The organism is Pseudarthrobacter sp. S6 (assembly GCF_050156575.1).
In the GTDB taxonomy this organism is placed as follows: domain Bacteria; phylum Actinomycetota; class Actinomycetes; order Actinomycetales; family Micrococcaceae; genus Arthrobacter.
The window spans coordinates 538,443-552,573 of the sequence record NZ_CP189581.1 but is presented as its reverse complement, the minus strand read 5'-3'; the positions used below and the strand labels follow the sequence as shown (position 1 = coordinate 552,573).

The 14,131-nt window shown below is 64.4% G+C and carries 14 protein-coding genes; 8 read left to right on the top strand and 6 right to left on the bottom strand.

Going from position 1 to position 14,131, the window contains the following annotated elements:
• Positions 1 to 16 precede the first annotated feature (16 nt).
• Positions 17 to 667, bottom strand: a complete 651-nt coding sequence (locus ACQCS0_RS02760) for a phospholipase (RefSeq protein ID WP_354155419.1) — start codon at positions 665 to 667, stop codon at positions 17 to 19.
• Positions 668 to 830: 163 nt separating this feature from the next.
• Between ACQCS0_RS02760 and ACQCS0_RS02755 the strand changes: the two genes are divergently transcribed.
• The 5 genes from ACQCS0_RS02755 (at position 831) to ACQCS0_RS02735 (ending at position 5,617) form a co-directional block, all read left to right on the top strand.
• Positions 831 to 1,088 carry a DUF6458 family protein gene (locus ACQCS0_RS02755; RefSeq protein WP_282329715.1) on the top strand — a complete coding sequence of 86 codons (258 nt, stop codon included), beginning with the start codon at positions 831 to 833 and terminating at the stop codon, positions 1,086 to 1,088.
• A gap of 294 nt (positions 1,089 to 1,382) precedes the next feature.
• Positions 1,383 to 2,186, top strand: coding sequence for a DeoR/GlpR family DNA-binding transcription regulator (locus tag ACQCS0_RS02750; protein WP_354155420.1), 804 nt, complete (start codon positions 1,383 to 1,385; stop codon positions 2,184 to 2,186).
• A complete protein-coding gene (locus ACQCS0_RS02745) occupies positions 2,183 to 3,208 on the top strand; it encodes a hexose kinase (protein WP_354155421.1) in 1,026 nt (341 codons plus the stop codon). The genes ACQCS0_RS02750 and ACQCS0_RS02745 overlap by 4 nt, the downstream gene beginning before the upstream one ends.
• 2 nt (positions 3,209 to 3,210) lie before the next feature.
• Positions 3,211 to 5,271 carry a fructose-specific PTS transporter subunit EIIC gene (locus ACQCS0_RS02740; RefSeq protein ID WP_354155422.1) on the top strand — a complete coding sequence of 687 codons (2,061 nt, stop codon included), beginning with the start codon at positions 3,211 to 3,213 and terminating at the stop codon, positions 5,269 to 5,271.
• A gap of 67 nt (positions 5,272 to 5,338) precedes the next feature.
• Positions 5,339 to 5,617: an HPr family phosphocarrier protein gene (locus tag ACQCS0_RS02735; protein WP_193340868.1), complete on the top strand. Its 279-nt coding sequence runs from the start codon at positions 5,339 to 5,341 to the stop codon at positions 5,615 to 5,617.
• Positions 5,618 to 5,690: 73 nt separating this feature from the next.
• On the opposite strand, the gene ACQCS0_RS02730 is transcribed toward ACQCS0_RS02735, so the two are convergent.
• Both ACQCS0_RS02730 and ACQCS0_RS02725 read right to left on the bottom strand, forming a co-directional pair.
• Positions 5,691 to 6,122, bottom strand: a complete 432-nt coding sequence (locus ACQCS0_RS02730; RefSeq protein WP_354155423.1) for an SRPBCC domain-containing protein — start codon at positions 6,120 to 6,122, stop codon at positions 5,691 to 5,693.
• The gene (locus tag ACQCS0_RS02725; protein WP_354155424.1) at positions 6,122 to 6,967 is read right to left on the bottom strand and encodes a class I SAM-dependent methyltransferase; all 846 of its coding nucleotides are present in this window, start codon (positions 6,965 to 6,967) and stop codon (positions 6,122 to 6,124) included. The genes ACQCS0_RS02730 and ACQCS0_RS02725 overlap by 1 nt, the downstream gene beginning before the upstream one ends.
• Before the next feature lie 247 nt (positions 6,968 to 7,214).
• On the opposite strand from ACQCS0_RS02725, the gene ACQCS0_RS02720 reads away from it, so the two are divergent.
• The gene (locus ACQCS0_RS02720) at positions 7,215 to 7,481 is read left to right on the top strand and encodes a DUF7218 family protein (RefSeq protein WP_354155425.1); all 267 of its coding nucleotides are present in this window, start codon (positions 7,215 to 7,217) and stop codon (positions 7,479 to 7,481) included.
• A gap of 42 nt (positions 7,482 to 7,523) precedes the next feature.
• Here the strand turns inward: ACQCS0_RS02720 and ACQCS0_RS02715 are convergent, their stop codons facing one another.
• Positions 7,524 to 8,573, bottom strand: a complete 1,050-nt coding sequence (locus ACQCS0_RS02715) for a Ku protein (protein WP_354155426.1) — start codon at positions 8,571 to 8,573, stop codon at positions 7,524 to 7,526.
• 40 nt (positions 8,574 to 8,613) lie between these two features.
• Here ACQCS0_RS02715 and ACQCS0_RS02710 point away from each other — a divergent pair, with 40 nt between their 5' ends.
• On the top strand, positions 8,614 to 11,049 hold the full coding sequence (locus ACQCS0_RS02710) for an ATP-dependent DNA ligase (protein ID WP_354155427.1): 2,436 nt from the start codon (positions 8,614 to 8,616) through the stop codon (positions 11,047 to 11,049).
• Between the two features lie 159 nt (positions 11,050 to 11,208).
• On the opposite strand, the gene ACQCS0_RS02705 is transcribed toward ACQCS0_RS02710, so the two are convergent.
• Both ACQCS0_RS02705 and ACQCS0_RS02700 read right to left on the bottom strand, forming a co-directional pair.
• Entirely contained in the window at positions 11,209 to 11,469 is a 261-nt protein-coding gene (locus ACQCS0_RS02705; protein ID WP_354155428.1) for a hypothetical protein, read from the bottom strand.
• Positions 11,470 to 11,540: 71 nt separating this feature from the next.
• Positions 11,541 to 11,753, bottom strand: a complete 213-nt coding sequence (locus ACQCS0_RS02700; RefSeq protein WP_354156188.1) for a hypothetical protein — start codon at positions 11,751 to 11,753, stop codon at positions 11,541 to 11,543.
• 490 nt (positions 11,754 to 12,243) lie between these two features.
• Between ACQCS0_RS02700 and ACQCS0_RS02695 the strand changes: the two genes are divergently transcribed.
• Complete coding sequence (locus ACQCS0_RS02695; protein WP_354156189.1) at positions 12,244 to 13,869, top strand: MFS transporter; 1,626 nt, start codon at positions 12,244 to 12,246, stop codon at positions 13,867 to 13,869.
• Positions 13,870 to 14,131 lie beyond the last annotated feature (262 nt).

The following is a 14,131-nucleotide window of genomic DNA, read 5'->3' as shown; positions in this document are numbered from 1 at the left end:
TTGCGGGGTAAGGATTTCAGCCCGGCATGCCGGCGAGTGGAGCAGGTAGTCGGCCGAGCACGTAGTGGCGCAGGAAGGCGCTGACGTCCACCATCTCCGTCTTGCTCATGGCGTGGCCCATGCCCGGATATGTCCTGGCGGTCAGCCGGGTGTTTTCGTTCAGCCATTGTCCGGTGTAGGCCGTTGCGTCCTCATTGATCACCAGGTCCGCCTTGTCCCGACCCCAGAAGAAGGGCGGCGGGGCCGTGAAGGATTCGGTCAGCGACAGCAGTTCGCTTTCCAGCACAAAACCGGAGAGGCCCACCGTTGCCTGGTAATCCGCGGGATGAAGACGCAGCAGGGTGCTGGCCATGGCCATTCCCTGGGAATAGCCCAACAGGCTGACGCTGCTGTGCTGGCCCCGGACGGAGTTGATCCACGTCTGGACGGTGTTGGTGGCCGTGATGACATCCGCGAAATCGTTGGCCAGGAAGTAGTCCAGGAGGAACCAGCCGTAGTGGTCGCCGATCACCATGGGCGCCCGCAGCGCAGCACAAGTGAACTCGGCCGGGAGGTATTCCAACAGCCGCACCATTCGGGACTCGTCCGTGCCGTAGCCATGCATCATGACCAGCAGCGGCGTGCCGGCCCGTTCAGCCTCCGGCTTGGACCAAACAACTGTCTCCATCAGATCAGCCTAACGAGCGCCAGGCTCCTGAACAGCCAAGACGCTGGCGCGCCCCGGGCGGCCCAATCATTGAATCGTGCCCCGACGGACTGTAGCGTGAGCGTAAGACAGCATGCTTATCAACTTTGGCACCACACGTACTCGAACAACTAAGGAGCAAGTCATGAGAATCGGTTCCTCCATTTTCCTTATTGCACTCGGCGCCATCCTGGCCTGGGCCGTAGCCCCGGGGCTGATCCCCTTCATAGACCAGGTCCTGATTGGATACATCCTGATGGCCGTTGGTGTGATCGGGCTGATCACCTCCCTCATCCTGGCTTCACCGGGCCGCAGCCGCCGGGTCAGCGAAACCCGGTCGGTGGTTGATCCCAACACCGGCGAGCGCATCACCCGCAACGAAAGCCGCGACGGCGGCATCTAGGCTTCAAAACCACCCGGAAGCCGGGCCCGACCGAAAAGGTCGGGCCCGGCTTTTGCGTTGCCGGCCTAACCGAGGCCTAACCCGCCCCGCCCCGCGATTTTTTGTCCACTTATCGGGACTTTCGGGCCGTTCGGCTCGCAATACGTGGACAAAAACTCCCGGGGGTTCTGTGTTTTTATGGTTTTCATTGACAAACCAACATAGACAAAGATAAAGTCAAGTAATTCAACATCATGTGATGCCAGTCACTGGATTTCAGGGCTGGGATTCAGCACTTTACGCAATGGAGGGTATGTGTTTGCCGAGGAGCGCCAGCAGAAGATAGCCGAGCTTGTTGCCGGCACCGGCCGGGTGAGCGTGACCCTGCTGGCTGAGCGTTTCCGCATCACCACCGAAACTGTCCGCCGCGACCTGGCCGCCCTCGAAAGCACCGGCACTGTGCGCCGTGTCCACGGCGGAGCGGTTTCCGCCGACCGCTTCAGCACCACCGAGGAAAGCATCAACGAACGGACCATCCAGCGCCCGGACCAGAAGGTGCGAATCGCCCAGGCGGCCCTGGCCCTGATCCCCCAGGCCACGTTCGGCAGCATCCTGCTCGACGCCGGTTCCACCACTGAAGCGTTGGCCGACCTTCTCGCCCGGCGCACCGCCGTCGAGCCTTCGGCTACCGGACCCGGCGCCGAACTGGTAGTCATCACCCACGCCGTCCCCATCGCGGCGAAGCTGTCCAGTGCGCCCGGCATCGCCCTCCAAGTCCTCGGCGGCAGGGTGCGCGGGCTCACCCAGGCCGCGGTGGGGCAGGTAACTGTGGAAGCGGCGCAGCGGTTGCGCCCCGACGTCGCTTTCATCGGCACCAATGGCATCCACGCCAGCTTTGGCCTTAGCACTCCCGATCCTGAAGAAGCCGCCGTCAAGGCGGCCTTCGTCCATTCGGCGCACCGCATCGTGGTGCTGGCCGATTCCTCCAAGCTGGACGTGGAAACCCTGGTCCAGTTCGCCTCCCTGAAAGATCTGGACACCTTGATTACAGACAGCGAGCCCAGCCCCGAACTCGCGGCAGCCCTGACCGAGGCCGGCGTTGACGTGGTGATCGCATGATTGTCACCTTCACGGCCAACCCCAGCCTGGACCGCACGGTGGCCCTGCCCGGCCCCCTGGCACGCGGCGAAGTCCAACGCGCGGTTTCGGTCAGCCAGGAATCCGGCGGCAAGGGCGTCAACGTTTCCCGCGCCCTGGTCGCCTCCGGCCTGGAGACTATCGCGGTGCTTCCGGGCGCTGAGAATGATCCCGTCCTCGCCGGGCTGCTCCACGACGGCGTGCCGTTCGCGGCCCTTCCCATCGACGAGCCGCTGCGCACCAACGTGGCACTCACCGAGCCGGGTGGCGTGACCACCAAGATCAACGAGCCCGGACCCATCATGGACGCATATCAGCAGGAAGCCCTGATCGGCCTGCTGCTGGAACGCGCCCGCGGCGCCAGCTGGGTAGTCCTGGCAGGTTCCCTGCCTCCCGGCTTCCCCGCCGACTTCTACGCGACCGTCACCCGGCGGCTGCGGACTGCGGCCGACGGCGGCGCCCCGCTGATCGCCGTCGACTCCTCCGGCGGCCCGCTCGTCGCCGCCGTCTCCGGAATCTCGCCGGACGGCACGGCACAGCATGGGACTTCACAGGACGGGGTGTCCGGGAAACCGGACCTCCTCAAACCCAACGCCGAGGAACTGGCGGAACTGGCTGCTGCAGCCGGCTTCGCCACGGCGTCCACCGCAGACGAACTGGAAGCGGATCCACAGGCTGCCGCGGCAGCCGCCGCCGCCGTCGTGCGTTCCGGTGTGGGTGCTGTGCTGGCAACTCTCGGATCCAAGGGAGCTGTCTTGGTAACGGCCGACGGCGCGTGGCTGGCCACGCATCCGCCGGTCGCCGCGGTCAGTACGGTCGGCGCGGGCGATTCGTCGCTGGCTGGCTATCTGCTCGCCCATGGCCAGGGCGCCGCCCCGGCCGATTGCCTCCGTCAGGCAGTGGCACATGGTGCCGCCGCCGCCTCCCTGCCGGGTTCCACTGTCCCGGCAGTCCACCAAACCACCCCGGATGCCGTAACCATCACGGCTCTTCGAAAGGATTGACAGTGACTCAGCTCATCACCACCGACCTGGTCGTGCTCGACCAGAACCTGGGCACCTCGCCCGAGGACGTGATCCGGCACCTGGCCAGCACAGTAGCTGCCACCGGCCGCGCGTCAGAAGTCGAAGGCCTCTTCGCCGATGCCTTCGCCCGCGAACAGAAGACCGCCACCGGCATCCCCGGCGGCATCGCCATCCCGCACTGCCGCTCTGCTGCGGTCATCGAACCCACTCTGGCCATGGCCCGGCTCAACCCCAAGGTGGACTTCGGCGCCAAGGACGGGCCCGCGGACCTGGTCTTCTTTATCGCCGCGCCGGACGGCGCGGACCAGGAGCACCTGCAGTTGCTGTCCAAGCTGGCCCGGTCCCTGATCAAAAAGGATTTCACTGCGGCACTCCGCAATGCATCTTCGCGGGAAGAGGTCGTGGCACTGGTGGACGGCGCTTTGGCGGACAAGCCGGCGGCCCACGCAGCCGCTGCGGTTGCCGAAGCTGCGCCCGCTGCTGCTGTTGCCGGTGCTGTTGCTACTGGCTCAACCACCGCTGGCCGCAGGCGTCTGGTGGCTGTGACCGCGTGCCCCACCGGCATCGCCCACACCTACATGGCCGCCGATTCACTGGTTGCCGCAGCCCAGGAAATGGGCGTGGACCTGCAGGTGGAGACCCAGGGTTCCTCCGGGGCCAAGCCGCTTGACCCTGCCGTCATTGCCGCCGCCGAAGCCGTGATCTTCGCCGTGGACGTGGATGTCCGCGGCAAGGAGCGCTTCGCTGGCAAGCCCGTCATCAACGCCCCCGTCAAGCGCGGCATCGACGAGCCGGCCAAGATGGTCCAGGAGGCGCTCGCTGCCGCCGACAACCCGAATGCGCGCCGAGTCCCCCACTTCGGGGCCGAGGAACAGGCTGAGAACGAAGCCACCGAAAAGGGCGAACACATCGGCCAAAAGCTGAAGAAGGCACTCCTCACCGGAGTCAGCTACATGATCCCGTTCGTCGCCGGTGGCGGCCTCCTGATCGCGTTGGGCTTCCTGATGGGTGGCTACCTCATCACCAAGTACGCGGACACCATCGTGGTGGACAACAGCATTTTCAACCTGCCCACAGAATTCCCTGAGAACGCGTGGGGCCCGCTCGGTGCGTACCTCGGTGCGGTCTTGTTCAAGATCGGCGCCTTGTCGCTCGGATTCCTGGTTCCCGCACTGGCCGGATATATCGCGTATGCGATTGCCGACCGGCCAGGCATCGCACCGGGTTTCGTTGCCGGCGCCGTTGCCGGCTTTATGGGCGCAGGCTTCCTAGGCGGTATCGTCGGTGGTCTCCTGGCCGGTTACATCGCGCACGTTATCGGCCAACTTCAGGTTGCCCGCTGGCTGCGCGGCCTGATGCCCGTGGTGATCATCCCCCTGGCGGCTTCCATCGTGGCCTCGGGCCTCATGTTCCTGATCCTGGGCGCTCCGATCGTCGCCATCACTGTTGGGCTGAACTCCTTCCTGTCCGGCCTGACTGGTGCCAGCGCCATAGCCCTCGGCATCATCCTTGGCCTGATGATGTGCTTCGACCTCGGCGGTCCGGTCAACAAGGTCGCCTACGCCTTCGCCGTCGCTGGCCTGGGTGCCGCAACGCTGGACAATCAGGCACCGTGGCAGATTATGGCGGCCGTCATGGCCTCCGGCATGGTTCCGCCGCTGGCCATGGCACTCGCGTCCACGGTCCTGGACAAGAAGCGCTTTAGCTTGGCTGAGCGCGAGAACGGCAAAGCCGCCTGGCTGCTGGGGGCATCCTTCATCTCCGAAGGCGCCATTCCCTTCGCCGCTGCGGACCCGCTCCGCGTCATCCCGGCCAGCATGCTAGGCGGAGCCGTCACCGGCGCCATCTCCATGGCGGCCGGTGTAGGGTCAAAAGCCCCGCACGGCGGTCTCTTTGTCTTCTTCGCCATCGACAACTTCCTGATGTTCGTTGTCTCTATCATTGTCGGAACAGTCGTCACCGCCCTGTCAGTGATCGCCCTTAAGCGCTGGGCCGTCCGCCAGCCCGCTGTTACCGTTGAGTCGGTTCCAGTAACGGTCTGACCGGCCGCACCGCACCACCACCCACGGCGCTGAACCAACGGACGCGCCGAAAGACAAAGGAGCACAAATGTCAGAACGCACCGCAACCGTCGCCAGCCGAGTAGGCCTGCACGCCCGCCCCGCCGCCATCTTTGCCGAGGCCGCCGGCGAGTTCGACCTGGACATCACCATCGCCCGCCAGGGCGAGCCGGTCGATGAGGCAATGGACGCCGCCAGCATCCTGTCCCTCATGAGCCTGGGTGCCGCCCACGGCGATGTTGTGGTGCTCCGCGCAGAAGGTACCGGCGCGGATGACGCCCTGGAGCGTCTGGTCCAGATCCTGGAAACGGATCACGACGCCGAGTAAACAGCCTGACGCCAGCGGCCGCCGTCGCGCCTGTCCCCTCTCCTGGGAAGGTACGACGGCGGCCGCTGGTTTCTTAGCCGCGTTCTGCGATCTTCTTGACGTCCGCCACGAGCATGTCCCACATGCCCTTGGAGTGTTCGGCCGCGTCTTCGCTGGCGTTGTTGTCCTGCGAGAGCGTGAGTGTTGTTGCACTGCCCTGGCCCTCGAGGGTCCAGGTGAGCGTGTGGTAATTTTCCGGCTTGTCTTCCTGACCGCCCAGCGGGCTGAAGTGCGTGTGGACCAATCTGCGTCCGGGGTCTACCTCGAGGATCTCGCCCTTATCTTCGTAGGGTTTGCCTTCCCACTCCCCGCGCCAGGCCATGGGGCTTCCTTCCGTCCAGTCGGTTTCCAGGTCCGCGCCGAACATGAACTCCTTCACGGCGGCGGGATCGGTGATAACTTTCCAGACGCGGTCCGCCGGAGCCTCGATGGTGACGGTGGATGTGGCCACATGGTTCCCGGGCACTATCGGGCCTCCTTGGCGGTCACAAGTAGATATTCCCATTCCATTTGCCATACGGCATCGCCGTGGGCCTCGCCAAAGGAATCGGCCAGTTCGGTGAGCGCTTTGTCCAGGGCCTGCGCCTTGTCCTTGTCATCGCCAATGAACTTATAGACCGAGATGGTGGGGCCGTAGTGGGACTTGAAGTACCGCAGGAAGTCCTCCGGCTGGTGGAAACTGCGGATGGCCAGCGAACGCTTCTTCGCCTGGATATCGGTGATCCTGCTCCCGAAGAGTTCCCGCACGTGATCCTCGCTCCCCCACAGCGGCGGCGGCTGGGCGCCGGGCGAAGGCGGCGGCGCGAACGGCTTCATGGTGGTAAACATCCTTCCGATGAAGCCTTCGGGTGTCCAGTTGAGCAGGCCGATGGTGCCGCCGGGTTTGCACACCCTGACAATTTCGTCCGCTCCGGCCTGATGGTGCGGAGCGAACATCACGCCCAGGCAGGACGTGACCACGTCAAACGAATTGTCCTCGAACGGCAGCGCCTCGGCGTCCGCTTCCACCCATTCAAGCCCGACGCCGCGATCGGCAGCCTGCCGACGCCCGGCGGAGAACAGTTCCGGGGTGAGGTCGCTGGCCACCACATGCGCGCCCATCATGGCTGCAGGGATGGCCGCGTTGCCGGCGCCGGCGGCCACGTCCAAAACGTGCTGCTTCGGCTTGATTCCGCAGGCATCAACCAGAATGGCCCCGAGGTCCTGCACCAGCTCACTGGCCAGTGCCGGGTAATCCCCTGAGGCCCACATGGTCCGGTGCTTTTGCTTCAATGCCCGGTCTGCCTCGTCTACGTCCGCATTGTCATTCATGGTGGCGCCCCTCTCCTTTGACAGGCTTTCCCTTGACAGGCTTCAAGTGATAGCAGGCTGTTCCACAGGGCTGTAATGCGACCCATTGTGGCCGCAGCAGGGCGGGCTGTAAAGCGCCTGGAGCTAAAGGACCAACACGGAAGCAAGCAACCTTACTGCTTCCTTGTGTTTCCAGAGTCCCGGAATTAGCGTGGAAGCCTGACCAGCCAATACGGTGCTCATCCCGGACCCGGCGAAGGAGGACCACATGCCCGGCAAGAAGAACCCGAGCCTGAAAGATCCTGAACTCTACGAGGAACTGCGGGACGACGGCGCGTCCAAGCAGAAGGCCGCCCGCATCTCGAACGCGGCCGCCAACAAAGGCCGCTCAGCGGTAGGACGCAAGGGTGGGAAAGCCGGCGATTACGACGATTGGACCGTCCCGCAGCTAAAGGCCAAAGCCAAGGAGATAGGCCTCGCTGGTTACTCAGCCAAAAAGAAGAGCGAGCTTATCTCCGCCCTGCGGAACTCTTAGGCGGCGGCCATCCCCACCACCACAGACTGTTCGCGGACTGCTCTAAGCACCCTTTCGCGCCCGCGCTGTGGCAGGCTTCGCCGCAGGCTTCGCGGCGGTGGCTTTGGTTCCGGAGGACTTAGTTCCGGAGGACTTAGTTCCGGAGGACTTCGCGGGAGCAGTCCTCGTACTTGCAGTCTTGGCACCGGCCTTGGCGGGAGCCTTCGCGCCGGAACTGTTGGCACTCGCTTCCGTGTCGTCGTCGTCCCCGTCTCCGGAGGCCGTACCCCCGGAGCCCGCATCCGCAGACGCGGCAGCCTTCCCGCCGCCGCGTTTCCGCTCCAGGCTGCGCTTCAGCGCCTCCATCAGGTCGATGACCTCGCCGTTGCCGCCCTCACCCGCTTCTGCGCCGAATGTTTCGTCAGTATCGAGCGAATCACCCTTCTCCAGCTTGGCCTCGATGAGCTTCCGGAGCTGCACCTGGTAGTCATCGGTGAAGTGCCCGGGTTCGAAATCGGCGGCCATGGACTCCACGAGGGCAGCGGACATTTCGCGTTCCTGTGCCGAAATCCGGATGGACGTGTCCAGGGCCGGGAAGCTGGCCTCCCGGACCTCGTCGGGCCACAGCAGGGACTGCAGGACCAGCACGTCGCCCTTGATGCGCAGCGCCCCCAGCCTGGTCTTCTCGCGCAGGGCGAACTGGACGATGGCCACGCGGTCCGTATCCTCAAGCGCCCGGCGCAGCAGCACATAGGCCTTGGGAGACTTGGAATCCGGCTCCAGGTAATAGCTCTTCTCGAACATCATGGGTTCGAGCTGCTCGGACGGAACAAACTGGACCACCTCGATCTCGTGGCTGTTCTCCGCCGGGATGGATTTGAGTTCATCCTTGGACAGGACCACCGTGCGGCCGTCGTCCTCAAAGGCCTTGTCAATGTCCGAATAGTCGATGATCTTGCTGCACAACTCGCAGCGGCGCTGGTACCGGATCCGGCCGCCGTCGGCATTGTGGACCTGGTGGAGGCTGATGTCGTGGTCCTCGGTGGCGCTGTAGACCTTCACGGGCACGTTCACCAGGCCAAACGCGATGGCACCCTTCCAGATGGCTCTCATCCCTCAAGTGAACATCACGTGGGGCCGGAGGTGAAGACCCATGGCCGGCCCTAAAGAGCGTGTCAGGGTGGCAGGCCGGGAACTGACCCTCACCAACCTGGACAAAATCATCTACCCGGAGACCGGCACCACCAAGGCCGACGTCCTGGCCTACTACGCCGCCGTGGCCCATGTCCTGATCCCCGCAGCGGCCAACAGGCCCGCCACCCGCAAGCGGTGGGTCAACGGCGTGGGCTCCCCCGGACAGCCCGGCGAGGTGTTCTTCCAAAAGAACCTGGAGGATTCAGCGCCCGGCTGGCTCCCCCGCGCCGCCATCACACACAAGGACCGGACCATCTACTACCCGATGGTGAACGATCCCGCCACGCTCACCTGGTTCGGCCAAATCAATTCGCTGGAAATCCACGTCCCCCAGTGGCAGGTGGACTCGCACGGCAAGCAGCTCCACCCGGACCGCCTGGTCCTTGACCTCGATCCCGGCGACGGCGCAGGGCTTGAGGAATGCGCCGAGGTTGCCAAGCTGGCCCGCGCCATCCTGCAGGACGTGGGCCTGGAACCCGTGCCGGTGACCAGCGGCAGCAAGGGCATCCACCTCTACGCCGGCCTTGACGGCACGCAGACCTCCGATCAGATCTCGGACTTTGCCCACGAACTGGCCCGCGCTCTGGAAGCGGACCACCCGAATCTCGCCGTCAGCGACATGAAAAAGACGCTGCGCAAAGGCAAAGTACTGGTGGACTGGAGCCAGAACAGCGCCGCCAAAACCACCATCGTGCCGTACTCCCTGCGCGGCCGCCTCACCCCCACCGTGGCTACCCCGCGGACCTGGCAGGAGATCGGCTCCCCCAAGCTCGAGCACCTCGACTACAAAGCCGTGCTGCGCCGGGTCAAGGCGGGCAAGGACCCGTTCGCCGCCGTCGCCAGCGGTGCCGGGCACACGGGGGACGCACGTTCCCTGGGTCCTTCGGGCGAAGGGACGGACGACGGCGGCGCGCACGCCCGGCTGGAACGGTACCGGTCGATGCGGGACCCGGATGGGACGCCTGAGCCGTTCTCCGGCACCTCCGGAAACGGGGACACCTTCGTGATCCAGGAGCACCACGCGAGCAGGCTGCACTTCGATTTCCGGCTGGAGCACGAGGGTGTGCTGGTGTCGTGGGCCCTGCCGAAGGGCGTCCCGGCATCCGGCGAAAAGAACCACCTTGCCGTCCAGACCGAAGACCACCCCTTGGACTACGCCACTTTTGAGGGCACCATTCCCAAGGGCCAGTACGGCGCCGGCGAGGTCACCATCTGGGACCACGGCACGTATGAACTGGAGAAATGGATCAACGGCCGCGAGGTCATCGCCACCCTGACCGGCGCCGAGGGCGGGGGCCTGGGCGGCACCCGGAAGTTCGCCCTCATCCACACCGGCCGCGGGCAGGGCAGGGACACTGACGGGCAATGGCTCATCCACCTGATGGACAAGGACCACCACACATTCCATCCGCGGCGAGCCCACGTGGAGGATGAACCGGCGGAGGATTTCAGTCCCATGATGGCAACGTCCGGGACCGCCGCCGACCTTCACGGCAGCGATTGGCAGTTTGAACTGAAGTGGGACGGCGTGCGGGCCCTGCTGGTCGCGGACGAAAAGAAGGTCCGGATCTTCAGCCGCAACGGCATCGACGTCACCGCAACCTACCCGGAGCTGACGGACCGGTCCTGCTGGCCGGCGGGGCCGTTTGTTGCCGACGGTGAGATCATCGCCGTCGGGCCTTCCGGGAAGCCCGACTTCGGGCGGCTTCAGGGGCGCATGAAGCTGACCCGGCCCGGCGACGTCACCAAGGCCCGCGCAGACATCCCGGTCCGGCTGGTGCTCTTTGACCTGCTGTCCGACGGTGGCGAGGACCTTCGCCGGCTGCCGCTCGTGAAGCGGCGGCAACGCCTTGAGCAGTTTTATCGGCCGTCGGACTGCCCGGTGGAGCTGTCTCCGATCCTGGACGAAAGGATCGAGCACATTCTGGAAAGTGCGCAGGAGCTGGGGCTTGAGGGTGTCATGGCGAAGCGGACCGACAGCCGCTACGTCAGCGGGCGGCGGACCCGGACATGGATTAAGATCAAGCTGCACCAGACCCAGGAAGTTGTGGTGGGTGGCTGGCGGGCCGGCAAGGGCGGGCGGCAGAGCTCAGTAGGGTCGCTGCTCGTGGGGATCCCCGACGGCAACAAGTTGCGCTATGTTGGCCGGGTGGGCAGCGGGTTCAGCACCCGGGAACTGGAGGGACTGCGGCAGAAGGTGGACCATCTGGCCCGCAAGACGTCACCGTTCGAGGACGTTCCCATTGAGGATGCCTCGGACGCCCATTGGGTGACGCCCCGGCTGGTCGGCGAGGTGACTTTCGGGGAATGGACAGGCAGCGGGAAGCTCAGGCATCCGGTGTGGCGGGGCTGGCGGCTGGACAAAACCGCCGACGAAGTGCTGCCGGAAGCCTAGCGGCGCGGCCTCGTGCTGCTGAGCAGCCGACGCGCAAATTCGTCCAGGACTCGCAAAATCTCCTGGGACACAGAAAAGGCCTGGCGACGCCCGAATTTGGGTCTCGCCAGGCCTTTTCTGTGTCGTCAGGTCAGATGCGCGTCGGCTGCGCAGGTGTTCCTAGGACGAGTGCGGCATCTGCGGGCGGCCGGTGCGGTGCACGGCCGTGACTGCAGCTTCCTGGCCCATGCGGCCGTGGCCTGCATCCCGCTCTTTGGGGTGCCGGTGCTTTCCGTTGCCGTCCGGCCATTGCTGTTCGCCAGCCATCGCCGCGGTCACCGCAATGGCGGCCGGGTCAGGCATGGACGGGGTGTCCATGGCTGCCGCGAGATGGCCCGCGACCTCCGGCTCAATCTTTGCTCCAGCATGTTTTTCAGCCATTTTTTCTTCCTTCCGCAATGAAATGAAGTGGTTACCAATAGTAGGTCTGGCGTGCTGTCCGGGCGCTGGAATTACCAGCGGACCTTCTTCTCCGCCGGGCCCTGCTTGCCGCTGGCGTGGGTGGGCTTGTGGCTCTTGCCGACGCTCTGCAGTCCGGCGTCGGCGCCCCGGGATTTGCTGGCGAGCATGGCCCGCTGCGCTTCGGTGAGCCCGGCCCGGATGCCCTTGGTGTCGGCGTCGTCCTGCGCGGGGTCGGGCTGGCTGGGAGTGTTGTTTTCAGTCATGTGGTGGAACCTTTCTGAGGAGAATCAGTGTGTCTGACGAGATCAGCTGGACGGGGCCTGTGGTACCAGGCCGCAGGCGTCCGACTACTCAAAAATCAGTGTTCCCATGGCTCAACAATAGGCAGTTTCAGCCTGGGTTGTGAACCCCCGGTTTCCGGCCCGTATGTAGGGCCGTCTTGCGGTCTGGGCTGGTGCCCGGATCGCCGTGGCGGCCGTCACTTTCCCACGCAAATCAGGGGAAAAATGGCCTAAAAAGTGCGTCGTGAACAAAAAGATTCTGTAACGATGGGCCTGAACCGCCCAAATCCCAGTAATGACGGGGCGAGACCAGCCAAAAGAAGTCCCTGAATGCCGATGGAAACCCTCTTTAAGGAGGGCACTTTACGGTACAAAACTCTCATTTGCCATGGAATCCGCGTAAAATTGAAAGCCTGCCCAGAGCGGGGCAGCTACAAGTCGCAAGCAAATGACCTCCATAGGAGTCGCCCAAATGCCCACAGACCGAAGCACGACCGACTCTTCAGCAGGCGTTAACAACGCCCGCCGACCCAACAACGCAACATCTGACAGCGCAGGACCCAACAACGCACGACCCACCGCGCCAACAAGTGGGCGGAAACCTAAGATCCTTACGCGTCGCCGACTCAAAGAGTCCGACGTGAACGTGGTCAACCAGCCCATGCTTAAGAAAGCGCTCGGCGGAACCATCGTGGGTAACACCATGGAATGGTTCGACGTCGGCGTATTCGGCTACCTGATCACCACCATGGGACCCGTCTTCCTTCCCGAGGCCGACAAGTCCGTCCAGACGCTGTTCCTGCTTGGAACGTTCGCGGCCACGTTTATTGCCCGTCCACTCGGCGGCATCGTGTTCGGCTGGCTCGGCGACAAGATCGGGCGCCAAAAGGTACTCGCCGCAACACTCATGATTATGGCTGCGAGCACGTTCGCCGTCGGACTCCTGCCCGGATACGCGCAGATCGGCATCTGGGCCGCTGTACTGCTGGTAGTCCTGAAGCTCATACAGGGCTTCTCCACCGGCGGTGAATACGCAGGCGCCACCACGTTCGTCAGCGAATACGCACCGGATAAGCGCCGTGGATTCTTTGCAAGCTTCCTGGACATGGGCAGCTACCTTGGCTTTGCCCTGGGTGCGGCACTTGTTTCTGTCCTGCAACTGACCCTTGGCCAGACAGCCATGGAGGAATGGGGCTGGCGCATACCCTTCCTGATTGCAGGGCCGTTGGGCCTCATCGCCATCTACTTCCGGAACAAGATCGAGGAATCCCCTCAGTTCCAGGCCACCCTGGATGCCCAGGAATCCATAGGGCAGGCCGCAGCAGCCGCTGACGTGGACGCCGCCAAGTCACCGGTCGGCATCGTCAAGGCCTATTGGCGCTCGCTCATCGTCGCGATGGTCCTTGTCGCCGCTGCCAACACCGCCGGCTACGCCTTGACGTCCTATATGCCGACGTACCTCACTGAGTCCAAAGGCTACGATCCCGTCCACGGAACGCTGCTGACCATCCCCGTGCTGGTCATCATGAGCCTCTGCATCCCCCTGACCGGAAAGCTGTCCGACCGGATCGGCCGCCGTCCCGTGCTGTGGATCGGCGCCATCAGCACCGTGGTATTGGCCACGCCGGCGTTCCTCCTCATCGGTGTCGGTGAGGTGTGGTCCACGCTTGCGGGCCTCTCGCTGATCGCCTTCCCGGTCACGTTCTATGTTGCGAACCTCGCCTCGGCATTGCCCGCACAGTTCCCGACAGCCAACAGGTACAGCGCCATGGGTATCGCCTACAACTTCGCCGTTGCCATCTTCGGTGGAACCACCCCGTTTATCGTCGCTGCCCTGATCAAGGCCACCGGCGATGACATGATGCCGGCGTACTACCTGATGGCGACCTCAGCCATCGGAGCTGTGGCCATCTACTTCCTGAAGGAATCGGCCCAGCGTCCGCTGCCAGGCTCCATGCCCAGCGTGGACACCCAGGCGGAAGCCAAGGAACTGGTAGCAACCCAGGACGAGAACCCGCTGATCGACCTGGATGACATGCCGTTCGAATCCCAGGACGCCACCGATGCCGCGGCCGCTAAGGTCCCGGCCGGAGTCTAAGCAACACGGTCTAAGCACCACACAACACCGGCCTGACTGGGCCGTCTTGTAGCCCGCGCTCAAAGGCCCGTCCCGCGCGTCTTCCTTGGGGGAAGCACGCAGGGCGGGCCTTAGCCGTGCCTGGCACTGCTCTCTCGGGCGGCCCGGCCCGGCCCGGCCCGCCCGCCCGGCCCAAGCGACGCCCTGTGACCCAGCTAATGGTGGCCATTCCGGGCTTCTGCTAATTTTCGAACAAGGGCTTGAAGAAAAGGTGGTGTTGGCT